Annotated in this window: 20 protein-coding genes and 1 tRNA gene; 10 read left to right on the forward strand and 11 right to left on the reverse strand. The window is 62.6% G+C overall.

All coding sequences use genetic code 11. The features are described from left to right. Positions 1–429: 429 nt before the first annotated feature. Positions 430–2385 carry a CoA-transferase gene (locus RCO24_RS01345; RefSeq protein ID WP_308959559.1) on the forward strand — a complete coding sequence of 652 codons (1956 nt, stop codon included), beginning with the start codon at positions 430–432 and terminating at the stop codon, positions 2383–2385. A 91-nt stretch (positions 2386–2476) separates the two neighbouring features. On the opposite strand, the gene RCO24_RS01350 is transcribed toward RCO24_RS01345, so the two are convergent. Continuing rightward, positions 2477–3778, reverse strand: a complete 1302-nt coding sequence (locus RCO24_RS01350) for a PLP-dependent transferase (protein WP_308959560.1) — start codon at positions 3776–3778, stop codon at positions 2477–2479. Positions 3779–4362: 584 nt separating this feature from the next. On the opposite strand from RCO24_RS01350, the gene RCO24_RS01355 reads away from it, so the two are divergent. The 3 genes from RCO24_RS01355 (at position 4363) to RCO24_RS01365 (ending at position 8902) form a co-directional block, all read left to right on the forward strand. Continuing rightward, entirely contained in the window at positions 4363–4860 is a 498-nt protein-coding gene (locus tag RCO24_RS01355; RefSeq protein ID WP_308959561.1) for a sigma-70 family RNA polymerase sigma factor, read from the forward strand. 102 nt (positions 4861–4962) lie between these two features. Beyond that, the gene (locus tag RCO24_RS01360) at positions 4963–5934 is read left to right on the forward strand and encodes a FecR family protein (RefSeq protein WP_308959562.1); all 972 of its coding nucleotides are present in this window, start codon (positions 4963–4965) and stop codon (positions 5932–5934) included. Between the two features lie 238 nt (positions 5935–6172). Continuing rightward, on the forward strand, positions 6173–8902 hold the full coding sequence (locus tag RCO24_RS01365) for a TonB-dependent receptor domain-containing protein (RefSeq protein ID WP_308959563.1): 2730 nt from the start codon (positions 6173–6175) through the stop codon (positions 8900–8902). A gap of 187 nt (positions 8903–9089) precedes the next feature. Here the strand turns inward: RCO24_RS01365 and RCO24_RS01370 are convergent, their stop codons facing one another. From RCO24_RS01370 to RCO24_RS01415, 10 genes are all read right to left on the reverse strand, one after another. Then, the gene (locus RCO24_RS01370; protein ID WP_308959564.1) at positions 9090–9569 is read right to left on the reverse strand and encodes a RidA family protein; all 480 of its coding nucleotides are present in this window, start codon (positions 9567–9569) and stop codon (positions 9090–9092) included. A 36-nt stretch (positions 9570–9605) separates the two neighbouring features. Continuing rightward, complete coding sequence (locus RCO24_RS01375) at positions 9606–11144, reverse strand: gamma-glutamyltransferase (RefSeq protein ID WP_308959565.1); 1539 nt, start codon at positions 11142–11144, stop codon at positions 9606–9608. Continuing rightward, positions 11141–11569: an aconitase X swivel domain-containing protein gene (locus RCO24_RS01380; protein WP_308959566.1), complete on the reverse strand. Its 429-nt coding sequence runs from the start codon at positions 11567–11569 to the stop codon at positions 11141–11143. The genes RCO24_RS01375 and RCO24_RS01380 overlap by 4 nt, the downstream gene beginning before the upstream one ends. Next, complete coding sequence (locus RCO24_RS01385; RefSeq protein WP_308959567.1) at positions 11566–12813, reverse strand: aconitase X catalytic domain-containing protein; 1248 nt, start codon at positions 12811–12813, stop codon at positions 11566–11568. The genes RCO24_RS01380 and RCO24_RS01385 overlap by 4 nt, the downstream gene beginning before the upstream one ends. 17 nt (positions 12814–12830) lie before the next feature. Beyond that, a complete protein-coding gene (locus tag RCO24_RS01390) occupies positions 12831–14333 on the reverse strand; it encodes a tripartite tricarboxylate transporter permease (protein WP_308960869.1) in 1503 nt (500 codons plus the stop codon). Further along, a complete protein-coding gene (locus tag RCO24_RS01395; RefSeq protein ID WP_308959568.1) occupies positions 14330–14860 on the reverse strand; it encodes a tripartite tricarboxylate transporter TctB family protein in 531 nt (176 codons plus the stop codon). Before RCO24_RS01395 ends, RCO24_RS01390 begins: the two co-directional genes overlap by 4 nt. An 18-nt stretch (positions 14861–14878) precedes the next feature. After that, complete coding sequence (locus tag RCO24_RS01400) at positions 14879–15865, reverse strand: tripartite tricarboxylate transporter substrate binding protein (protein ID WP_308959569.1); 987 nt, start codon at positions 15863–15865, stop codon at positions 14879–14881. Positions 15866–16307: 442 nt separating this feature from the next. Further along, a tRNA-Pro gene (locus RCO24_RS01405) sits at positions 16308–16384 on the reverse strand. A 148-nt stretch (positions 16385–16532) separates the two neighbouring features. Further along, positions 16533–17060 carry a DUF192 domain-containing protein gene (locus RCO24_RS01410; RefSeq protein ID WP_308959570.1) on the reverse strand — a complete coding sequence of 176 codons (528 nt, stop codon included), beginning with the start codon at positions 17058–17060 and terminating at the stop codon, positions 16533–16535. A 137-nt stretch (positions 17061–17197) separates the two neighbouring features. Further along, complete coding sequence (locus RCO24_RS01415; protein ID WP_308959571.1) at positions 17198–17800, reverse strand: cold-shock protein; 603 nt, start codon at positions 17798–17800, stop codon at positions 17198–17200. A 551-nt stretch (positions 17801–18351) separates the two neighbouring features. On the opposite strand from RCO24_RS01415, the gene RCO24_RS01420 reads away from it, so the two are divergent. From RCO24_RS01420 to RCO24_RS01445, 6 genes are all read left to right on the forward strand, one after another. Continuing rightward, on the forward strand, positions 18352–18792 hold the full coding sequence (locus RCO24_RS01420; protein WP_308959572.1) for a VOC family protein: 441 nt from the start codon (positions 18352–18354) through the stop codon (positions 18790–18792). A gap of 196 nt (positions 18793–18988) precedes the next feature. Then, a complete protein-coding gene (locus tag RCO24_RS01425) occupies positions 18989–19834 on the forward strand; it encodes a phosphoadenylyl-sulfate reductase (RefSeq protein ID WP_308959573.1) in 846 nt (281 codons plus the stop codon). Next, positions 19831–20736 (forward strand): sulfate adenylyltransferase subunit CysD, encoded by a 906-nt coding sequence (cysD, locus tag RCO24_RS01430; RefSeq protein ID WP_308959574.1) that lies wholly within the window; start codon positions 19831–19833, stop codon positions 20734–20736. Before RCO24_RS01425 ends, cysD begins: the two co-directional genes overlap by 4 nt. Next, entirely contained in the window at positions 20736–22289 is a 1554-nt protein-coding gene (locus RCO24_RS01435) for a GTP-binding protein (RefSeq protein WP_308959575.1), read from the forward strand. The genes cysD and RCO24_RS01435 overlap by 1 nt, the downstream gene beginning before the upstream one ends. A 111-nt stretch (positions 22290–22400) precedes the next feature. After that, entirely contained in the window at positions 22401–23141 is a 741-nt protein-coding gene (locus tag RCO24_RS01440; protein ID WP_308959576.1) for a sulfite exporter TauE/SafE family protein, read from the forward strand. Between the two features lie 23 nt (positions 23142–23164). Beyond that, entirely contained in the window at positions 23165–23968 is an 804-nt protein-coding gene (locus RCO24_RS01445) for a sulfite exporter TauE/SafE family protein (RefSeq protein WP_308959577.1), read from the forward strand. The last annotated feature ends 49 nt before the right edge of the window (positions 23969–24017 follow it).

Genomic DNA, 24017 nt, shown 5'->3' on the forward strand with positions numbered 1-24017 from the left:
CCCTGTCGGTTATTTCCGCCCGCTGCAACGAGAACGACGCGACGTTGCGTCGTTGTCCAATGGGCGCGCTCCTTTGCGCCTCAACAGCGGGACGTTTCATGTATGGCGGGCGGAGCTTAGTCGTGTGCGCGCGGCTTTCTACGAATTATAATTCATATCCATATTTGCACTGATCGGATCTGTACTGACAGATGCTGCCGGGGGAATATCGATATCAGCAATCCTTCGTTGGCCTGGCCCCGCACTTGGCCGAGGACTGCTCTCGACCTTAGGATCGAACGTCGCGCCTCTCGCAATGCGCGTCCGTCGTGGGGCGCCTCATGACATTGCGGCGCGCTGCGTTACGGGCGCTCGCGGATTGCAGCTGGCTTCCTTCACTTATCCGAGCTGCGCTGCAAACCATGTGGCGCAGAGAGCAAAGAGGCCACGATGGCAACGCGTCCAAGCCCTTCATTTCTGTCCGGACTTGACCAGGGAAAGATCATTTCGGCTTCCGAAGCCGTCCGGCTCATTGCCAGCGGCAACACGCTCGCAACTGGCGGTTTCGTCGGCACCGGCTTTGCCGAGGAGTTGGCCATTGCTCTCGAAGACAGCTTTGTCACCACCGGATATCCGCGCGATCTCACGCTCATTTTTGGGTCGTCCCAGGGAGATTCCAAGTCCCGTGGATTGAACCGGCTGGCCCATCCCGGCTTGGTGGCGCGCGTCATCGGTGGCCATTGGGGGTCCATCCCGAAGCTGCAGCAGCTGGCCAAGGCCAACGAGATCGAGGCTTACAATCCTCCGCAAGGTGTCGTCTCGCATCTGTTCCGCGACATCGCCGCAAATCGCCCTGGGCATCTGACGAAGATCGGGCTCGGCACCTACGCCGACCCGCGGCATGGCGGCGGCCGATTGAATGCGCGAACCACGAAGGATCTCGTCGAGGTCGTGACAGTCGGCGGGGAAGAGTGTCTGTTCTTCAAGACCATCCCGATCGATGCCTGCCTCATTCGCGCTACCACCGCCGACCCCGATGGAAATCTCACCATGGAGAAAGAGGCGCTGACCACGGAGGTCCTGGCGATCGCCATGGCGACCCGCAATTCCGGCGGCGTCGTCATCGCCCAGGTCGAGCGCATTGCGGAACGCGGAAGCCTCAATCCTAAGCACGTCAAGGTGCCGGGCACGCTGGTCGATTGCGTCGTGGTGGCGGCGCCCGAGAACCATTGGCAAACGTTCGGAACGCCCTACAATCCGGCCTTCAGTGGCGAGATCCGGGTGCGCCTCGCCTCGCTCACACCGATGGACATGACCGAGCGCAAGATCATCGCGCGCCGTGCCGCCCTGGAATTACGCCCCAACAGCGTGATCAACCTCGGTATCGGGATGCCGGAAGGCATCGCACGCATTGCAGCCGAAGAAGGCATCACGGACTTGCTCACGCTCACCGCGGAGCCGGGTGTGATCGGTGGCGTTCCCGCCGGCGGCCTCAACTTCGGCGCCGCATCCAATACCTCCGCCGTGATCGATCAGCCCTATCAATTCGACTACTACGACGGGGGCGGGCTCGACGCCGCCTTTCTCGGTCTCGCCGAGGTCGATCGCCTTGGCAATGTCAATGTCAGCAAGTTCGGTCCCAGGCTTCCGGGCGCCGGAGGTTTCGTCAACATTTCCCAGAACACCAACACGATCGTCTATCTTGGGACCTTCACTGCCGGCCGGCCAAGAGTTGCGGCCGCGACCAACGGCCCCGGAATCGTCTGCAACGGCCCGGTTCGCAAGTTCGTCGAGAAGCTCGAGCAACAGACGTTCAATGCCGAGCGCGCGCTGGCGCACGGCGCTAGGGTGCTCTACGTCACCGAGCGATGCGTCTTCGAACTGGGAGCAGATGGCATCGAGCTGGTCGAGGTCGCGCCGGGCATCGATATCGAACGCGATATTCTATCGCTCATGAATTTCAAGCCGGTGATCCGGAAGGACCCGACGACCATGGACGCTCGCATTTTCGCGACCGGCCCCATGCATCTGCGTAACGATCTCCTGCGAGTCTCGCTCGCGCAGCGCTTCGTGCATGAGGAGGCGCGAAACATCTTTTCCGCCGATTTTGGGTTGCTGACGATCTCAAGCCCCGAGGAGCTCGACGCCATCGAGCGCGCCCTCACCGATCGGCTTTCGGCACTCGATCATCGCGTTCATGCCATCGAGAATTACGACGGCGTAACGATCGCGCCCGCGCTTGTTGCAGCCGTTTCCGACACGCTGGGTAGAATTGCCGAGGCGTATTACGCCGATGTCATTCGCTACACGGCTTCCACTCAGTTCAAACATGCGAAAGCGCGCCATCGGGTTGGTGGCAATCCCGCGGCGGTGAGCGAAATCACAAAGCGCGCGGCACACATCTGATCGTCAAAGAGTTGTAGCGCTCGCCGCGCTTCCGCAAGACGGCAGACACCCGGCTGCCGTCTCGCCTCTTGGATCGCGGCCGTGTTTTTTTCTACCGCGTGCCGGCTGCGGCGAGGGCCTGTTCGAGATCGGCGATAATATCGTCGATGTGCTCGATGCCGACGGACAGGCGCACATAGCCTTCCGTTACACCCGCTGCCGCCTGCTCCGACGCGGCGAGCTGGGAATGCGTCGTCGTCGCCGGATGGATCGCGAGACTTCTGGCGTCGCCGATATTGGCGACGTGGTAGTGGAGCTTGAGACCGTCGATGAAACGGCGGCCGGCCTCACGACCGGCGGCTAGCTCGAAACCGACGAGTCCGCTGTAGCCGCCCTTCAGGTATTTGTCGGCGCGCTGTTTCGCTAACCCCTTCTGCTGCGACGGATGAATCACGCGCGTCACCTCGGGTCTCTTGGCCAAAAATGCAGCGACGGCATTTGCGTTCTCCGAGTGCCGCGCGATCCGGAGCGGTAGGGTCTCGATGCCCTGCAAGGTGAGAAATGCATTGAACGGGGACAGCGCCGCGCCGAGGTCGCGCAGCAGCGTCACGCGCGCCTTGATAATGTAGGCGATGGGGCCGAGCGGCTTGACGGCTTCCGTCCAGACGGCGCCGTGATAGCTCGGATCGGGCGTGTTGAGCGTGGGCTGGCGCTCCTTGTGCGCGGCCCAGTCGAAGTTTCCGCCGTCAACAACAAGCCCGCCGATCGAGGTGCCGTGGCCGCCGAGGTATTTCGTCGACGAGTAGACCACGACTGCCGCACCGTGATCGAACGGCCGCGTGAGGATCGGCGCCGCGGTGTTGTCGACGATTAGCGGGATGCCGAGCGGGCGGCCGATCGCAGCCACCTCCGCGATCGGGAACGCGATCAGCTTGGGATTGGGGAGCGTCTCCGCGTAATAGGCGCGGGTCCGCTCGTCGGTGGCGCGGCGGAAGTTTTCGGGATCGGCGGGATCGACGAAACGAACCTCGATGCCCTGATCCCTGAATGTGTTGGCGAAGAGATTCCAGGTTCCGCCGTAGATATCGGTCGAGCTCACGATGTTGTCGCCCGCCCGCGCGAGGTTCTGGACCGATAGGGCGGACGCAGCCTGGCCGGACGCCAACGCCAGCGCCGCTACGCCGCCCTCGAGCGCCGCGACGCGCTTCTCGAGCACGTCGTTGGTGGGGTTCATGATGCGCGTGTAGATGTTGCCGAACTCTTTGAGCGCAAAAAGGTTCTCGGCATGCTCCGTGTCGCGGAATTGGTACGACGTCGTCTGGTAGATCGGCACCGCCACCGAGCCCGTCACCGGATCTGCGCGCCAGCCGCCATGGAGTGCAATCGTTTCGGGTTTGAAAGTCGGATCGGTCATGGTCCAAGCTCACTCACGCTGGCGACCCGGCGCAGGCCAAGTCGGATTGAAGAGAAGTTCACTTCGGCGTCTCGGGCGGAGCCACTCTATATATGCATAGTCAGAAACGTCCGACTTGAGCCGGCAAGTCAAATATCGAAATCTGCTTTCTTATACGCCCGCGCGAAACGCCTGGCATTCAAGTTCCGACCATTGGACTGATCCCGGGCACCGTCCGGAAAAGCGTGAGAGCGACCCACCCCATCATCGCCACGCCCACTTAGGCAGATCGCACACAGAAATATCGGGCGAGAGCTGCCGCACCAGCCTTACCCTCTGTATTTGCAGTCATATTCTGCAGTTTCAGCATAGGACACAACCTGTTCCGGGGTTTTATCCGAGTGAAAGCCCCCGAGCAGATGCTTCGGATGTCCTCTCCCCTGCCCGACGGCAACACACCACGCATCTATTGTGGAGCGCACGGACAGATTAAATGTTGACTTTTGTAGTTAGGAAATAATATGGACGTTGAGTTGCACGCCCGCCTTGCTTCCGTAGGTGCATGACAGAGACGGGGGCGTTCGCTGTGGTCTGTCGAGTTCCGTATGACCAAACCGTTGGATCTTGCCGCACTTTATGTATCCGAGGGCGCCCGCCTGCGGCTCAGCGTGACGCGCCTGATCGGCGATCCCGCCGCCGCGGCCGATCTCGTCCACGACGTTTTTTTGCGTCTTTGGAGGCGGCATAAGACGCTGGAGGGATGCGACGCCGCCTATCTCGCGCGAAGTGCCCGCAACGCCGCCATCGATCATATCCGGGCCCAGCGCGCACGGGCTGCTTACATCGCCGGCACAGTACCCGAGCAGCATGCGGGAGTCTTTCCGTCCCCACATGAGATCGTGGAAGCCCGCGACGGTCTTCGGCAAGTCGACGATGTGATCCGTGGCCTGCCGGAGCGAACACGGCACATTTTCCTGCTTAACCGTGTACACGGGCGCACGTATTGCGAGATCGCGGAAGCGCTCGGCATTACCGCCAGCGGCGTCGAGAAGCACATGGCGCGCGCCCTCAAGGCTCTTCGTAGCGCGATTGAGGAAAGCTGAAACGCTGCGGGCTGAGGGAAAGCCCCCGCTCATCCGTGAATTATGATAAGTGCCGTTGCCCCGCAAATGGCGCGTGTCTGGCCTGAGACATCGTTTCCGACAATGAACCAAGACCCTTTCCCACAAACCGATCCCGACGAGGCTGCCCTTGCCTGGCTAAGCCGGCTGCGCGGAAATCCCGCTCCCGGCGATCAAGCCGTGTTCGAGCAGTGGCTTGCGGCGAGCCCTGCGCACCGGGTGGCCTGGCGGCGCGCAGAAAGCCTTTGGTCGACCATGGGGGAGCCCGGCGCACGCGTAGCCGAGGAGGAAGCCTCGATACTTGCGGGCTATCTCGAAAACATGGACCGAGCCCGGCGCCGAAAAGCCGTGCGCCGCACTGGAACGGCGCTTGGTCTGGCGCTGGCGGTTCTAAGCGGCGCGATCTGGCTCGAGCAGCCTCACCTCCTGCAAAACCTCGCAGCCGACTATGTGTCGGCGCGGGGCGAGCGCCGTCTTGTCACTCTGTCCGACGCCTCCACGGTGCTCCTCGACGCAGATACGGCCATGGATGTCGCGTTCTCTCCGGGCGAACGGCGCGTACGCCTCTTGCGAGGCACGGCCTACTTCTCCGTCACAAAATCAGGTGACCCTTTTATCGTAGAGGCGGCCGACGGCCAGGTGCGAGTGCTCGGGACCGAATTCGACGTCCGTCTCGCCGATCAGAGGGCCGTGGTCACGTTGGCGCGTGGCCGCGTCGAGGTTGGCAACGGAACGCGCACAGCGACGATCGCTCCCGGACAGCAGGTGAGCTACGCAGCCGACACGCTCGGCACCGTCGTCGAAGCCGATCTCGACGCGGCACTGGCCTGGCGCGACGGGCGGTTTGTGTTCTACGAAGCTCGTCTTGCCGATGTTGTGGCCGAGATTGCACGCTACCGCTCCGGCCGTATCGTCATCACCAGCAGCGAGCTTGCAAACTGGACTGTCTCCGGAAGTCTGCCGCTCGACGATCCGGACGCGGCTCTGCGCTCGCTTCAGTCATCCGTCGGCTTCTCGATGCGCTCCATCGCAGGGCGGCTCGTGATCCTACATTAGAGCACTTCCATCTTTCGCAAGGCAGCGCTTACGCCAAGAGCGCGCGGGGTGCAGAGATATCGCCCTGCCGAGCCTGCGGCACTTCACTCAGTCAAAAAATCAGCAATCACTCAGCAACCTCGCGAAGAAAGTATCGCAGCGAGGTGAGGTGTCCCTCAAGTCATCCGTGAATCCCTAATAGACGCCCGCGATGCACATCGCGCGGACGGGGATGCGACTTGCGAACGAGGGGATCACTATGCGTAGAGTACGGAGTACACACGGCATTGCGGCGCTGATCACCGGCGCCATGTTGCCGATGGTGGCAGGCATTTCACATGCTGTAGCTCAAGCTCAAGGCGAAGCGGTCGCCGCGCAACGCTTCACCTTCAATGTCGCGGCACAGCCTGTCCCACAAGGGTTGAATGCCATAGGGCGCGTCGCCGGCTTCTCGGTCGTGGTCAACGGCGCGCTTCCGTCGTCGATCCGCGGAAAAGCGGTATCTGGCTCGCTCACGGCTCAGCAGGCGTTCGCCGCTTTCCTCGCCGGTACCGGACTGACCTACAGTTTCACCAATGCCAACACGGTCACCGTGTCCACCTCTGGTGTCGGCGGCAACGATGCCGCCGCGACGTTGCCGGGCGCTATCGCGCTCGACACGATCGATGTGGGCGGTACCGCAGAGGGCGGTTCCGACTATTCGCCTTACGAAACGCCCGCGCCCACCGCCCACATCTCGGCGGAAAATATCGAGCGCTTCCGCGGCAGCAGTCCGGCCGACATCTTCCGCGGCACGCCGGGGGTGATGTCGGGCGAGGCCCGCAACGGCGCCGGCTCGATCGATGTCAACATCCGCGGCATGCAAGGCATGGGACGCGTGGCCACGACCATCGACGGCGCGGAGAACTCCCTGCAGATCTACCAAGGCTATCAGGGGCTCTCGAGCAGAACCTTCGTCGATCCAGACCTCATCGCCGGCGTCGATATCACCAAGGGCTCGGACGCCTCTTCCCGCGGCATTGCCGGCACCGTCGCCATGCGCACAGTGGATGCCGGCGACATCGTGAAGCCCGGCCAGAAGTGGGGCGTGCGTATCAAGGGCGAGGCCGGAACGAACACGTCCACGCCGGAGGCGGGAAATCGCGCGGGCTATCAGATCAGCAATCCCATTGGCTCCACCAACGATCCAAGTTCTGGCTATGGAACAGCTGTGCCTTCAGAGCATGGAATGGACCGACCGGGATTGCTGACGCCAACACAGGGCTCGGCCAGCGTCGTCACCGCCTTCAAGGATGACAATATCGACCTCCTTGCCGCCTATGCATATCGCGAACGCGGCAACTATCACGCCGGAAAACATGGCCCCTCCGCCAATCCCGTCAGCACCGGTCCACGGCCGTTCTGCTACTCGAGCGGCTATTGTCCGTCCTATCTGCTGCACAGGGACTATGTGGAGAACCAGGGGCTGTCGAATTACCGGGCGGGCGAGGAGGTCCTGAACACGGAGCTTCAGACGGAATCCTGGCTGACCAAGGCGACCTTGCGCTTCGGCGACGGACACAGCCTGAAGTTCGGCTATACCGGCTTCCGCAGCGAGGCGGGTGACCGTCTTGCATCGGCGTTGACCAGCGACGCCAGCCAACCGGTGCAGCAAACTCAGACCGCCGGCACCGTGCTCGACACCGGTACGCTGCGTTATCTTTGGAAGCCCGCGGGCAACGATCTCATCGATCTCAAGGCCAATTTCTGGGTAACAGACCTCGAACTGCGCAACCCGCCACGCAATGCCTACGGCACGAAGCCGGAAAGTCTCGGTCTTTCGAAATACTTCCGGACCGGCTCCGATACGGTGATGTGGGGCGGCGACACGACGAATACGTCCCGCGTGTCATTCGAGCAGTATGGCGCGCTGGAGTTCACGTACGGGCTCTCATACGTCAACGAGGACACCCGTCCGAGCGCCTATACCGACGTGATCGAAGGCTGGCTAAATCTGCGCGACGCCGCGCGAGAGGAGGCCGGCGCCTTCACCAAGGTGGCGTACAAGCCCACGGACTGGCTGACGCTCAACGGCGGACTGCGCTACTCGCATTTCTGGTCCAACGACCGCAGCACGTCCGACAATTCGGCATACGTCAATCCTGATCCGAAGCGCGACGAAGGCGGGTTCAGCCCGTCGGCCGGGATCACGCTGGAGCCGACCAAGGGGACGCAGTTCTATGTGAACTACTCGAACGCGTTGCGCTATCCGAGCCTCTTCGAATCCGCGTCGGCGTTCACCATCATCCCCAATCCGGATCTCAGCCCCGAGCGCGCCAGCAATTGGGAGATCGGCGCCAACTTCCAGAGGGACGGCATTCTTGTGGCCGACGACAAGGCGATGATCAAGCTTGGATATTTCAACTGGGACGTCAGCGACTACATCGCGCGTGAGTTCCGTCCGTTCGAAGGGCCTGGGTATACGTGGTGGGGTATGCAGGTCTACAACATCGATCGGGCGAAGTTCTCGGGCCTGGAATTCTCCGGCCGCTACGAGCAAGGCGGCTTCACGGCCGACCTGGCGGCCAATTATTACCTCAGCATCGAATATTGCCGGACATCGGATACCTGCGCCGAGAGCTCGCTCTATGGCGATTACGCCACCAATCACGTGCCGCCCAAGTACACCGTCGATCTAACTCTCTCTCAGAAGCTGTTCGACGATGCCCTGACCGTCGGCGGACGCGTCTCCTATGTCGGGCCGCGCGCCATCGAGCATGGCTTGGTCACGGCCCAGGGGCTCAGCTCGTTCATCTCCCAGATCAACTGGGAGTCCTATACCCTTGTTGACCTGTTCTTGGACTACAAGATCAACGACACCTGGACACTGGGCGCTCGCGTCGAGAATGTTACGGACCAGTTCTATGTCGATCCGCTCGGCCTCGTGAATCAACCTGGGCCGGGACGCACGTTCTACGCGAGCATCACGACGACCCTGGGTGGCGAGTAGTCTCTCCGGCGAGGCTTTCATCGTGCCGCGTGTCCGATGAATGCGTCAGAACCACTGGAAACGGGTCTCTGCGCCCGTTTCCACGCCCGGATGGAGGTCGGCATTCCGACGTTCAGCGACACTTAGCATTCAATCGGCCAGAAGATTTTTGCGAATGCTCTGAAAGCGGAGCCTTCTGATTGAATGATCAGGACCGCACATGCACAAGCATTTCAATCTCAACCGGCGCGTCGAACGCGAGCCCGGCCACGCTGACTACGGCGCGCGCATGGGATCCGTTCTCTTTGCCGAACACCTCTACCAGTAGATCCGAGGCGCCGTTCACGACCCACGGTCCCTGGTTGTAGCCGTAAACCGCATTTACATAGCCATTCACCTTGACGATGCGCGCAACGCGATCGAGGCTACCCAGCACAAGTTTGATCCACGCGAGCTGGTTGATCGCGCATTGGCGCGCCGATTGATAACCCTGTTCCAGACTGATCTGCTCGCCGAGTTTTCCAGGCGTCGGTATGACGTCGCCGTCCTCGGCGTCGACGATGGTGCCGAGCGTGCCGGACATCCAGAGCAGATCGTTGACGACAACGCCGGGAACGAAGTTTGCCGGCACGCGGCGTGGACGCGGGAGAACGATACCAAGCTCGCGCAACCGATCCTCAACAGACATTTCACGCTCCAAAGGTTGGTAAGTTTTCGAGCAAACCTAAATGCCGGCCACGGCGCCATCTCTCCGCCGATCGGCGACGCCACAAAGCGTTCCGTCTGGCGCGATCCGGATCGCCTTTACCGATCCGAAGAACGGCGTAGGCCGTGTCGGCCGATAAATGGAAACGCCGCCCGCAGCGATCGCAGCGACGACGTCGTCGGCAACTCCAGCTTCCACGATCACGCGCTGATCGAGGTCGTAGGACCAGCGCGGCCGCGCGATCGCGGTTTCGAGATCGAGCCCGGCACCGATGTGGCCGTCGATAACCTGAACCAGCGTCGGCGTCTGTCCGAGACCGCCTGGAGTCGCGAGCACGAGACGAAGCCGCCCGTCTCTGAGAACCATCATCGGGCTCAGCGTGTGCGCCGGCCGCTTTCCGGCCGCGACCACATTGGGATGCGAAGGATCGAGGCTGAAACCGCGCATCCGGTTATTGAGGAGAATGCCGGTTTCGGCGTCGAGCACCCCACTGCCAAACAGCGTAAAAATGCTTTGTACGATCAGGGCCGCGTTTCCGTCCCGGTCGACGGCCATCGCAACCGCGGTTCCGCCGGGACCGGAGCCGATCCGCCCCGCAGAGGTGTTGGGCACTGGGTTAGCCAGCAACGAACGAAGATCCGCAGCCGTTATTCCCGTCGCCTCCGGATCTGCCAGATAGCCGGCACCAGTTACGAATGTCCGCTCGGCTGCGGCCACCTGCGCGGCCAATCGCGTCTCGAGATATTCTCCGGAGACGGCCTGCCGCTCGAGCTCCGTGAGTTGCAGCAACCCGAGCAGCCCAAAAGAATTCGGCGGAACCGTCGCAACCGTGTTGCCGCGATAGTCGGCCGAGATTGGGATTACCCACTCGGCCGCGCAGCGCGCGAAGTCGTCTGCGCTCAGGAGGCCGTCGTCTCGCGCGATGCGCTGCGCAAGAGAAAGCGCGATCGCTCCACCATAGAACGCGTCCGCGCCGCCCTGCGCGACGGCGCGAAAGCTCTCCGCCAACTGCGGCTGACGAAGAAGGTCGCCTTCGATCAGCGGCCGGCCGCTCGGGATCAGCAACGCCGCCAGTCCCGCGTCGCGCGCGACGAGTTCCGCATGCTCCGCGATCGCCGACGCCAATATCCTCGACACGGGAACGCCGTTCTCAGCCGCCGCTATCGCCGCCGCGAATAAGTCAGACCAGGCCAGCTTTCCGAAGCGCCGATGCGCGGCATCCCAACCGCGCACCAACGCCGGCACCGTCGGAGAACGCGCGCCGAATTCGAGATCGGATCGCTGCAGTCGATCGGGCACAACTGACCGAGAGGCGCGTCCACTGGCGTTCAGTCCGTGAACCGTCGCATCAGCGGATTCGTAGAACAACCCGAACGCGTCTCCTCCGAGCGTGACCGCCTGGGGCAGCACCACGCACAGCACCGCGGCCGATGCGATCAACGCGTCCGTCGCGCTCCCGCCCGCGGCAAGTGCCTCGCGGCCGGCCTCCGCTGCAAGCGGATGTCCAGCAACCACCACTCCAACCTTGCTGTGGACGGGACCCTGAGCGCCGCTCATGGTTCGACCACGTCGCGGTCGAGGATCAGCACGTCCCCCGTGGACGGTGAAACCCGAACGCGATCCCCTGACTTCAGCACCGCGGTGATATCCGCCTCGAACCGGTCGATCAGCGGAAGGCCTGCGAACGCCGCTCCCTGCGCCATGATCGGGTTGGCAAAATTCAGGAGCAGCGCGGACGGCCCGAGCCCTCTCGCCTGCATCTCGCGCAGCATCCAGGCGGTCGCGACGCCGCCCTTCGCGGCATTGAGAACCAGGATCCGGCCGACGTAGGACTGCCCGTAAAGCGCATGAGAGGGGCGTGAGAAGACGCCGTTGATGCGATCTAGATCGTAGCGTGCCGAGAAATTGTCGGCTGCGGCGAGCACAACGCCCTCCACGTCGTCGCCTATTCCAGGGTGTCCCTTGACGAGGCGCAAGCTCACGCGACGATCCTCCCGGCCACGGCGCTTTCGACACATGCCTCCATCGACCCCAGCACGGTCTCGTAGTTGTAGCCACCGAGAATATTGACCAGCTTGGCGCTGTTCGACATCAGCCGCCGCCAGCCGTTGGCTTCCCCGATCTCACGCGCGTGCATCTGATAGAAGCAGACGCCCTGCAGCAGGATGCCGCCGGCGCCGTCGATTTTCCGCGTGATGTCGAGCCGATCGGCGGCGGATTTGATCTCAGGGCTGGTGGTCGCAATCAGGCTGACCGAGGGATGGACCTTCCGGCCGTCGAGCAGCGCCCCCAACTGCTGCAGTTCGATCAGCGACAATTGCGGGGCGGCGAACACAACGACATGCAGCGTGTCGTCGGCCGGCGTCAGCGAGGCGCGATAGGCGGAAATGTCCGCGTCGGTTATCGAAATCGCCGGCGCGCGGTCGTCGATCACGTCGGACAGGCGGCCCGCCTCCGGCGTGACGCCCACCATATGAAACAATGGTGTCGATCCGTAGCTCGCGAGCGCGGCCCCGAAATGCTTGATCTGGTCCGAGGTCGGCGCCGACGCGATCCCCTCGATGACCGGCACCTCGAAGTAGGAGCGCATACGCCGGCCGATCACCGCGCCAAGCGCCCCCCAATCGGAATAGTCCGCGAGCCAGGCCTCGACCGCGAACCGCGTTGTTCCTCGCCGGTGCTCGTCGAGATGAAAGCCGTAGCGCGGAACCCGGCCCGTGAGCGCTGCGGACAACGCCGACGGACCACCCTCGAAGTTGGTCCGCGCGCCCAGAACCGAGTTGGCGTAGATCGTCGATCCGGTGTCCCCGAACGCCAGATGCTCGCCCTTCACCGGCGGCAGGATGGTTTGATAGTTGATGCAGGTATCGGTCATCAGAATGCCGAGCGCGCGCAGAGCATCCGCCGCGCGCTTCTCCAACTCGACAAACTCCTCTTTCTGCTTGATGCGCCGATAAGCGGTGAAATCGGCGCCCCGCGGATCCGTCACCGTCGGGACCCGAACTCGGCGCTCCGCCTCCGGATAGGCGGCAATGCCCTCGAGAAAGCGGACACCCTCCTCACCCAGCGCCTCCGTGTCCGCCATCAAGTGCACTTGCGAGACTTTGACGAGCTCTTTGGCGTCGAAGAACCGGCCGACCTGAATCAACTGCTGCATGGCCCACTGCCGCGCACGTCCTTCAGCGCCGGCGAGCATGGCTTGTTCATGATCGTCGAGTTTCAACATCACACTAGTCCCCAACCTCACTCGACGATAACCTCGTCCCGCTTTCGTCTCACGCGAGGCAACAGCAGTACCGACAGCAACACCAGCGTCAACGCAAGCAGCCCCGCGCTGATCGGCTGCTCGATGAAAATCGCAAGGCTACCGCGCGACATGATCAGAGCTTGCCTCAGCTTCTCCTCCATCATGTCGCCGATGACGAAACCGAGCAGCAGCGGGGTCGGCTCAAAACCGAGTTTGATCAGCAGGTATCCGCCGACCGCGAAGAAGCCGGCTAGCGCCACGTCGAACGGCTCGTTGCGCATCGAGTAGGCGCCGATCGCGCAGAACACGACGATGGACGGCATCAGGATGCGGAACGGTACCTTGAGAAGCTTCACCCAGATTCCGATCATCGGCAGGTTGATGACCAAAAGCATGAGATTGCCGATCCACATCGAGGCAATCATGCCCCAGAAGAATTCCGGACTGCGTTCGATCACCTGTGGACCGGCGACGATGCCGTTCATGGTCATGGCGCCGAGCATCAGCGCCATGACCGCATTTGCGGGCACGCCGAGCGTCAGCAACGGAATGAACGAAGTCTGAGCCGCCGCGTTGTTGGCGGACTCTGGCCCGGCCACCCCTTCGATGGCACCCTTTCCAAACCGCTGCGGCTCCTTGGCCAGATGCTTTTCCACACCGTAGGACGCCACCGGACCCAGCAGCGCGCCGTTGCCCGGCAAAACGCCGAGGAACCCTCCGATCGCTGTGCCGCGCAGGATCGGAGCCGCCGATTGCTTCAGATCCGATAGGCTTGGCAGCAGGCCGCCGATCTGCCTGGAGATGACATCGCGGTTTTCCGGCGTTTCCAGAGAACGCCCAAGTTCCGCGAGGCCAAAAGCGCCCATCGCCAGCACCGCGAACGGGATCTGCTCCATTAGTTGCGGATAACCGAGCGTCAAACGCGGAGCTGCCGTCTCGAGATCCATGCCGACCGTCGCCAGAAGCATGCCGAGCAGGATCATCGCGACGGATTTGCTGACCGCGCCCCGGCTGAGCAGCGCCGACGCCAGAACACCCATCAGCAACAGCGAGAAATAGTCGGCGGGGCCGAACTCCAGCGCCACCCGCGTCAACGGTATCGCGAGCGCCGCGATGAACACGGTGGATATCGTGCCGGCAATAAACGATCCGATCGCCGAGATGCCGAGCGCCACGCCCGCGCGCCCCTGCCGCGCCATTTGATGACCGTCGATCGCCGTGATGATCGATGTCGCCTCTCCCGGCACGTTCACGAGAATCGAGGCGGTTGAGCCGCCGTATTGCGCGCCGTAGTAGATGCCCGCCAGCATGATCAGCGCGCCGACCGGATCGAGGCCGTAAGTCAACGGCAGCAGCATCGAGATGGTGGCGATGCTGCCGATTCCCGGCAGAACCCCGATCAGCGTGCCGAGGAAACACCCCGCAAGACACAGCAGCACGTTGGTGGGCGACACCGCGACCGCGAGGCCGAACACCAGATGATTGAGCAGCTCGATCATTTCCAGAAAGCCGCAAATGCTGCCACCGGCCATCCGCTCGGTCCGACGGGGATACTGAGCGTCAGCAGATATCCGAACACCACGATGCACGCGACCGTCAGAGCCGCGGCGAGCACGACGATCTCACGCCATTGCGTTTCGGTACTGGCGAATCCGGCGAGCCCGACCGCGATCGGAACCGCACCGAGAAGACCAAGCGGCTTGATCGTCAACGCGAACGCCATCAACGCGGCGAAGATGAAGACCGGCGGCCGTAGATGGACGATCCCCAGCCGCTCTCCCGGCCTCGTGAAATCCAGAAGGATGATCAGGACGCCCATGAAGACAATCCCGAACGCCAGGCCGCGCGGCAGCAAGCCGGGACCAACCGCACTCAGCGAACCTGTTGGCAAGCCCGCGCTTTGGTACAGCGCGAAGCCTCCGAGCGCGAGCAGAGCGATTCCAGCAACAAAGTCCTGGGTCGGAACCCAGGACTTTGCTTCGGTTTCACCCACGTCGGAAACGGAGGACGTGTCTTTGTTCGGCAAAACGCTCCCCTTGCCGTCTCAGTTCGTCGGGCTCAGGTTGGCGGCCTTGATGACCGGCGCCCACTTCGTGATTTCCTTGCCGATATAGGCTTCGAACTCCTCGGGCGTGCTTGCGATCACGTCATAGCCCTGGCTTGCGAGCTTGCTCGAAACCTCGGGAGACTTGAGCGCCTCGACATAGGCCGCGTTGAGCTTCGCGATCACGGCCGGTGGCGTCTTCGCCGGCGCGGCCACGCCCCACCAGCCATAGGTCTCGAAGTCCTGAAGCCCAGCTTCGGCAACCGTCGGGATCTCGGGCGCAAGCGGCGAGCGTTTGGAGCTGGTGATCGCCAGGGCCTTGAGCTTGCCGGCCTGAACGTGGGGAAGCGCCGTCGACACGTTGTCGAAGAACACCTGCACGCGACCGGCGATCAGGTCGAGCAACGCCGGTGCGCTCGACTTATAGGGAACGTGCACGAGATCGACGCCGGCCTTGATCTTGAAGTATTCGGCCGCGAGATGGAGCGGACTGCCGACGCCTGCAGACGCGAAATTGAGCTTGCCGGGATTCTTCTTGGCGTAATCGATCAACTCCGCGAGCGTATTGATGCCGAGGTCGGGGTTGACCAATACGAAGTGCGGCTGCGAGGCGATCAGCGTCACAGGTTTGAAGTCCTTGACGGGATCGTAGGACAAGTTGGTGAACAACGTCGGCGTGACGGCGTGGGTGGCGAAGTTCGCGAACAGCAGCGTCTGGCCGTTCGGCTCAGACTGCGCGACCACCGCAGAGGCCAGCGACCCGCCGGCACCGGGTCGGTTTTCGATCACGATCGGCTGTCCGAATTTGGTTTCGACCGGCCCCGATGAGACGCGCGCCAGATTGTCCGTGGCACCGCCCGCACCGAGCGGCAGCACCAGCTTGATCGGAGCGTTTGGATAAGTGTCTGCCGACTGAGCGAAAGCCGCCGTTGCGGCGACAGCGACGGCGCCAGCCGTCAACAGGATATGGCGAAATGCCGATCTCATAAAAGCTCCCGATTGGATGTGAACAGAAGCGGGGAGCTTGCGAGAAGCCCCGACGCGACGACGGCGAGCGCCGTCTCTGCGCTGGAGGCTGGAACAAAATCGACACGCAACAAAGAAACTAAAACTGACAAGCTTATTCAAACAGCACGGAGATCAAGCGCTCGTCCGAAATAAAGCAACTAATTGCGCGGCCGCTTTCGAATGACGAAACGGATGATGCTGAACAACCTGCCATCACAGGACAGTCGCGCGAGATGATCGAGCACTATGCGAAACAGGTGAACCAGCGGCGCTTGGCGGCTGCAGCAATTCTCAAATGGGAGGCTGCTGAAAGTAAGCGCTCGAAGCGCGGTAAGAAGAATGAGGCACGCAGTTTGTGCAACGGCCAAAAGTTTCTTGCACAACGAGCTCCCTTCTTGATGAAGAGAGCCGTTGAAACAAATGGTCGGGGCGGAGAGACTCGAACTCCCGACTTCCTGCTCCCAAAGCAGGCGCTCTACCAGGCTGAGCTACGCCCCGATGCATCGAGCCCCGGTTCTAAGGGTATTTCCATCCTGCGGTCAACGGCGGTGCAGCACCACGTCGACGCACTTCCCTAAATTGGCGGCCGCCAGTGTAATTTTGTCGGTGTCGCGAGCCTTGTTGTCATGGCTTGCGCAACCCAGGGTCAGCGCGCTGGTGGCGATCCAAAATAGGGATGACGCACCTTATCGCCCGCCTTCAGGCCCATCCGCTCGGCCGCTCCACCGGCAATCTCGAGTACCGCCGCGACCGGTCCCTCCGATGAAATGATCCGTTCGGAAAGCGGTTCGGTCCGGGTCTCGATCCGGTGCACCGTCCCGTCGGCAAGGATGAAGACCATGTCGAGGGAGATGTAGGTGTTGCGCATCCACATCGTGAGTTCGTGCGGCGTGTCGTGCTGGAACAGCATGCCTTTGCTGTCGGGCAGGCTGGTGCGGAACATGAGACCGAGTGCCTGCTTTTCCGGCGTCGCGGCAATCTCGACGTCGAGAGCGTGAACGCCGCTCGCGGTGACAAGCTCCAGACGTTCCGCGTGGACCGCCGTTTCCTTGCCTTCGGCGGCTTCCTTGGAAGCGCGCTGGTCGGCCCAGAGGACCGCTCCGGCACTTGCGGCTGCAATAGCGAGAAGGGCCGCCCCGACGGCAGCCCCTCTTCCATAACGCGTGTTGCTCATCTCTCTATCCGGCTCCGGGAGCAAACGAAGCGGCCATGGGCCCAAAATCGCCAATGGCACACCCCGAATAACGAAGCGGCAGATTATCACCAGCTCTCAGGATCGGAAGCCCGCTACGGGCTCCCCATCCCTAAGCTTTAGTGGGACGACGTGATCCCAGTGGTCGAGCCGTCGGGCCGGAGCTCGGCTGCCATGCAGCCCTTGGAGCCCATGCCCCAGCGAACCTGGACGGTCTGGCCGGGCCGAAGCTCGGTGAACCCGAAGCGGCGCAGCGTCTCCATGTGGACGAAGATGTCCGGAGTGCCCTCGCCTTTCGTCAGGAAGCCGAAACCGCGCACGCGGTTGAACCACTTGACGATGACGCGCTCCCACTCGCTTTCAGGTTGTACGTGAACGTGAGTGCGCTGCGGAAGCAGAGACGGGTGAATGGCCGTCGATTCGTCCATCGAGAGAATGCGGAATGCCTGCATTCCCTTGGGGCGGCGCAGAACCTGGCAGTGGATGCGCGCTCCTTCGTAGGCGGTCTGATACCCGCCGGCGCGGAGACACGTGACGTGCAGAAGCACGTCGGTCAGTCCATTGTCAGGAACGATGAAGCCGTACCCCTTGGCGACGTCGAACCACTTAATGATTCCAGCGATCTCGAATACTTCGAGACCACCCTCTTCCAGGCGTTCAAGATCGCCTTCAGCCAATACTCCGCCGCCCGGAAACTCCGGAGGTAGCTTGGAATCCCCCATAATTTTACCCCGCCTTACTTGGCCTACGTTGAACATTGATGCGTCTCTGATCCGCGAATACAGCCTTTGCCCTCAACATCGACTGGCTGCGTTTCAGTGACGGTCGAAGAATATCACCTTAGGTGCCTGCGCCTAGCCCCTCGGCTCATTGCAACAGTTCTAGACGGTGTCAGCGCACGAGGTGTCCACATGAGATCCGAACTGCAAACAACTGACTTCATTAACCCTTTTTTAGTATTCCAATGTTGCGGAAATTTTCTTGTCGCCGTCTGACGTTTGTCATCCCGACGCTCTGGACGAACCCTGTTTATCGCTCAGAACCGGCTCAAACCCCGTCAGGTGATTCGCCTCGCTGGAGCCCGCCGATGGCGCTTTAGAAGCGACCCCGAAGGTGATTTGATGGCCCCGAACCGAACGGGGACGACGTGGGGATAAGTGGGCCTTGGACGGCCTCGATCCCGAAATGCGTGTGATCCTTGGTGCTTGCGGTGCGCGGCTTCGGGTGTTCACGTTATGTATTCGTGTTATTTATGCAACATTGGAGGATCGACGTGCGCTATCTTCATACCATGATCCGCATTCGGGACCTCGAAGCGAGCCTCGCCTTCTACTCCGGCCTGCTCGGTCTGGTTGAAATCCGGCGCATCGAAAATCGAGCTGGCCGGTTCACGCTCGTGTTTCTCGCCGCCCCCAGCGATCAGGCACGCGCCAACGCGGACTGGGCCCCGCTGATCGAGCTCACCTACAATTGGGATCCCGAGGACTACGGCTCGGCGCGGAACTTCGGGCATCTCGCGTTCGAGGTCGACGACATCTACGCGACCTGCGCCAAACTGGCCGCCGGCGGCGTCACGATCAGCCGTCCGCCGCGCGACGGGCGCATGGCCTTCATCCGATCTCCCGACCTGATTTCCATAGAGCTTTTGCAGAAAGGGGCAGCCCTCGCCCCGGCCGAACCCTGGGCTTCGATGCCCAACACGGGTGCCTGGTAAACGACGTAGATCAGGGCACTCCCGAGGGGCTCACATCCTTCGCCGTGCTGCTGCGCAAGAAAGCGTTCCTAACCGGCGCTTTGGAGAACAATTTTTCTTCATGTCTAGCCCTGCGGAATGACATCCTATTTTTATTTCTGCGACCCCCTTTATTTAAGAACGTCATTTTATTAGTTTCCGCCCATCGGAGGATTTCATGTCGAATTCACAAGTTCGGGCGCGCGCCGGTGGCATCGCCGGGGCGGCTGCGGGCCATTCTGCCCCGCAAGATCAAGATTTCACACAGCAGGACGCTTTGCGCGACGAGGCCGGGAGGGTGCTTGCCGCCCAGCTCGATGCTGCGCTGCCGAATATCGACAACCTCGTCGATCGCCTCGCCGCCATTGCCGACGCCATCCCGGGTCGGGTTGCGTTTTCGACCAGCCTCGGTCTCGAAGATCAGGCCGTGCTGCACGCGATCGCGGCGTCCAAGCGCGATTTCGACGTTTTCACGCTCGATACCGGGCGCCATTTCCCCGAAACGCTGGAGACGCTGGAAGCGAGCGAGCTGCGCTATGCGCCGCTCAAGATCCGCGTGGCGTTTCCGGATGCCGCCGACGTCGAGCTTCTGGTCGCGCGCGACGGCATCATGGGTTTTCGCCAGTCGGTCGAAGCGCGCAAGGCGTGCTGCGACGTGCGCAAGGTCAGGCCGCTGAACAAAGCGCTCGCAGGCGCGGCCGGCTGGCTGACGGGCCTGCGTCGCGATCAGTCGTCGGAGCGGGCCCACGTGCCGTTCGCGGTCTGGGATGCGGAGCACGCGCTGGTCAAGCTCAACCCGCTCGCCGATTGGAGCCTCGAAAAGCTCGAAGCCTACATCGCCGAGAACCACGTGCCGGTGAACGCGCTCCACGCGCGCGGTTTTCCGTCGATCGGTTGCCAGCCGTGCACGCGCGCGATCCGTCCTGGCGAAGACATCCGCGCCGGGCGCTGGTGGTGGGAAAACGAAGACGGCAAGGAATGCGGGCTGCATAACCGCCCGAAGTCGAAAGAGGCGCAGGCATGACGCAGGCCGTTTCACATCTGGATCTCCTTGAAGCCGAGAGCATCCACATTTTCCGCGAGGCGGCGGCGCAGTTCCGCAAGCCCGTGCTGCTCTACTCGATCGGCAAGGACTCGACCGTCCTACTGCATCTTGCGCGCAAGGCGTTCTGGCCCGGCAAGCTGCCGTTCCCGCTCGTGCACATCGACACCGGCTGGAAGTTCCGGGACATGATCGCGTTCCGTGACAAGACGGCCCGCGATTTCGATCTCGACCTCATCGTTCACACCAACGAGGACGGCGCGGCGAAGGGCATCAACCCGATCGATTACGCGCCTTCCATCTACACGGACGTGATGAAAACGGTGCCGCTCAAGCAGGCGCTCGACAAATACGGATTTGATGCCGCGTTCGGCGGCGCACGCCGCGACGAGGAAGCGAGCCGCGCGAAGGAGCGCGTCTTCTCGTTCCGCGCCGAGGGACACCGCTGGGATCCGCGCCGGCAACGCCCAGAGATGTGGCGCCTTCTGAACGGACGCCTTGGCGCCGGCGAAACGGTGCGCGTGTTTCCGCTTTCCAATTGGACCGAGCGCGACGTGTGGCGCTACATCCTGCGCGAGAAGCTCGACGTGGTGCCGCTCTACTTCGCCAAGGAGCGTCCGACGATCATCCGCAACGGCCAGCTTCTGATGAAGGACGACGAGCGCCTTGCGGTGAAGCCCGGCGAAGAAGTGGTGAACCGGCGCGTGCGCTTCCGCACGCTCGGCTGCTATCCGCTGACCGCCGCCGTCGAATCCGATGCCGACACGATTGAAAGCGTGGTTGCGGAAACGCTCGGCGCGCGAACCTCCGAACGCCAGGGCCGCCTGATCGATCACGACCAGGCCGGTGCCATGGAGAAGAAAAAGCAGGAAGGGTACTTCTAATGTCCGCGCATCCGAACGCCCTTTCGACCGAGAAGGCCAAGAAGTCGAAGACGCTGAAGGTCGTCTCCGACCAGACGAGCACGTCCGCAGCCCCCGCCGATCTCTCGAAGATCGCGCCCGAGCTTTCCGGCATGCTGCGGGTTCTGACTTGCGGATCGGTCGACGACGGCAAGTCGACGTTGATTGGGCGCCTGCTGTGGGACGCGACGGACCTCTACGACGATCAGCGCGAAACGCTCGAGCGCGGCAAGAAGGTCGACGGCGGCAATCCTGATTTCAGCTTGCTCATGGACGGCCTCGTCGCTGAACGCGAGCAGGGCATCACGATCGACATCGCGTGGCGCTATTTCGACACCGCAACGCGCCGCATCGTCGTCATCGACAGCCCAGGCCATGAACAATACACGCGCAACATGGCGTCGGGCGCTTCGCACGCCGACGTCGCCATCCTGCTGATCGACGCGCGCCATGGCATCAAGAAGCAGACCCGCCGTCATGCCGCCATCCTCGACCTGGTCGGCGTGAAGCGCGTCATTCTCGTCGTCAACAAGATGGATCTCGTCGACTGGTCGGAATCGGCCTTCCGCAAAATCGAGGCGGACTTCGAGACCTTCTCGTGGCGTTTCGGCTTCTGGGAGGCGACGGCGATTCCGACGGCCGCAGTCTCGGGCGACAATGTCGCGAGCGCCTCGCAACACATGCCCTGGTATACCGGGCCTACGCTGCTTCAGTACCTTGAGCAGCTCCCGAGCCGCGTCACCGAGCCCACCGGCCCGTTCCGCTTCCCCGTGCAGACGGTGCTTCGTGACAGCCGCAACGATTTCCGCGGCCTTGCCGGAACGGTCAGCGGCGGAAGCGTGCGGGTCGGCGAAACGGTGGTCGACGCACTCTCCAAGCGGACCGCGAAGGTTCTTCGCATCGCAACGATGAACGGCGATCTCGAGCAGGCCTCGCAGGGACAGGCGGTGGCAATTCAGCTCGACATCGATATCGACGTCGCGCGTGGCGCCGTTCTCTCCAAGGCCGATGCGCGCCCAACTGTTGCGCGTGTCATCGAGACCCGCATGGTATGGCTCAGCGAGACGGCTTTCGATCCACGCGGGTCCTACCTCCTGCGCACCGCAACCGATTTGACGCCCGTCTCAAACCTGAAAATTCGTGCACTTCTCGATCTCGAAACGCTGGAGACACATCCTTCCGAGGTGTGTTCGACGAACGATATCGCGATCAGCGAAATCGCGCTTGGGCGGGCCACCGCGCTCGACACCTTCGGCGAAGCGCCTGAAACTGGGAGCTTCATGCTGGTCGATGCGATCACGGGTGCGACGATCGCGGGCGGCATCGTTACGAACGCAAAGCCGGAAGCCGCCGAAGCCGATGAGAACACGTTCGTGCTGAAACGGGCGGTGCTCGAGCGCGGTCTCAACTCCGATCTCGGCGACAGACCGGAAACGCAAGCCGAGTTCCGCAGGCGCGCGAACGAGGTCGCCCTCATCCTGAGGGCCGCCGGCATCAACGTCGAGATCGAGACTCCGCCCGACTATTCGATTTAGCCATAGCGCAACGAACTGAAATTCGCGGTCTCGGCCGCGAATTTCCTGATCGTCACGCCGCAGCATCTTTGCTATCGGTTGGCAGCAATAACGGAAGCGCTGCCCACCATCATGGATGAAGTCCTTCTCTACGTGATCATCGGCTTCGTGGCTCAGATGATCGACGGCGCCATCGGCATGGCCTACGGCGTCACCGCGAGTTCGGTGCTGCTCAGCGCGGGCGTTCCGCCAGCGACCGCCAGCGCCTGCGTGCACGCGGCGGAGACCTTCACCACGGGCGCATCCGGGCTCGCGCACTGGAAGCTCGGCAATGTCGATCGCAAGCTGATCTGGCGTCTCGCGGTACCGGGTATGATCGGCGGCGCGATCGGCGCCTATGCCCTTTCGGAATTCGACGGCGACACGCTGAAGCCCTACATCAGCGTGTATCTGCTGCTGCTCGGCCTCGTCATCATCTGGAAGGCGCTTGTCCGCCGACCGCTCGAGGCGCCGCAACCGCGCTCCGTCGCGCCGCTCGGGTTCGCAGGCGGACTGCTCGACGCAATGGGCGGCGGCGGCTGGGGCCCGATCGTGGCGTCGAGCCTGCTCGGCCAGGGCGCGACACCGCGCTACGCGATCGGCTCGGTCAACCTCGCCGAGTTCTTCGTCACCCTCACGATCTCAGTGACATTCTTTTTCACGATCGGGCTCGGTCTGTGGCCGATCATCACCGGGCTCGTCGTTGGCGGCGTGATCGCGGCTCCGTTCGCGGCGCTCGCTGCCAAGCACGTTCCCGCAAAGCTGCTGATGCTCGTCGTCGGATGCGTCGTCATCGGGCTCAGCCTCCGCACGCTCTATCTCACGCTGCAGTAATCATCTCGCCAATCCGGGTTCCGATGTTCGACGCTTCCATGCTCTCGCTTTGGCCGCAAATCATCGCAGGCGGCTTCTGTGTCGGGTTTCTCGTCGGCATGACCGGCGTCGGTGCCGGTTCGCTGATGACGCCGTTCCTCATTACGCACATCGGCGTGCAGCCGGCGCTCGCGGTCGGGACGGATCTGCTGTTTGCCTCGATCACGAAAGCATCGGCCGCCGCACCGCATCACGCGTTCGGCAACGTGAACTGGCGGATTGTTCGCTGGCTCGCAGCCGGAAGCGTGCCCGGCGCGATCGCGATGCTCGCGCTCATCGAGTGGCTGGAACCTGATCTCGCCGTGATGGCGCATGTCATCAAGACGGCGCTGGTAACGGCCCTGATCCTGAGCTCGATCGCGATCCTGATCTATCCGTTCATCACGCGCGGCAAATGGAAGGACGCGCTGGAGGCCCCGCAGCATCCGATCCGCCCGCTGCCGACGCTGCTGCTCGGCCTCGTGCTCGGTTCGATCGTAACGCTGACCTCGGTCGGCGCCGGCGCGATCGGCGTCGTCGTTCTGACGCTGCTCTATCCGGCGCTCAAGACGCGCCACCTGATCGGCACGGACATCGTGCACGCAGTGCCGCTGACGCTGGTTTCCGGGCTTGGCCACCTCGGCATGGGGAACACGAACTTCACGCTGCTCGGGCTTTTGCTCGCGGGCTCGCTGCCGGGCATCGCGATCGGATCACGCCTCACCGGGCGATTGCCGGAATGGTTCCTGCGCGCCACGCTCGCCGCGATCCTGGTGTTCGCGGCGTATCAGCTTTTTTCGAAGCTTTAGGGCCGCGCTTGCCGTCCTCGGGACAAACCCGAGGACGAAAACGTGAGCC

The organism is Hyphomicrobium sp. LHD-15, from assembly GCF_031157355.1.
Taxonomy (GTDB): Bacteria; Pseudomonadota; Alphaproteobacteria; order Rhizobiales; family Hyphomicrobiaceae; genus Hyphomicrobium_C.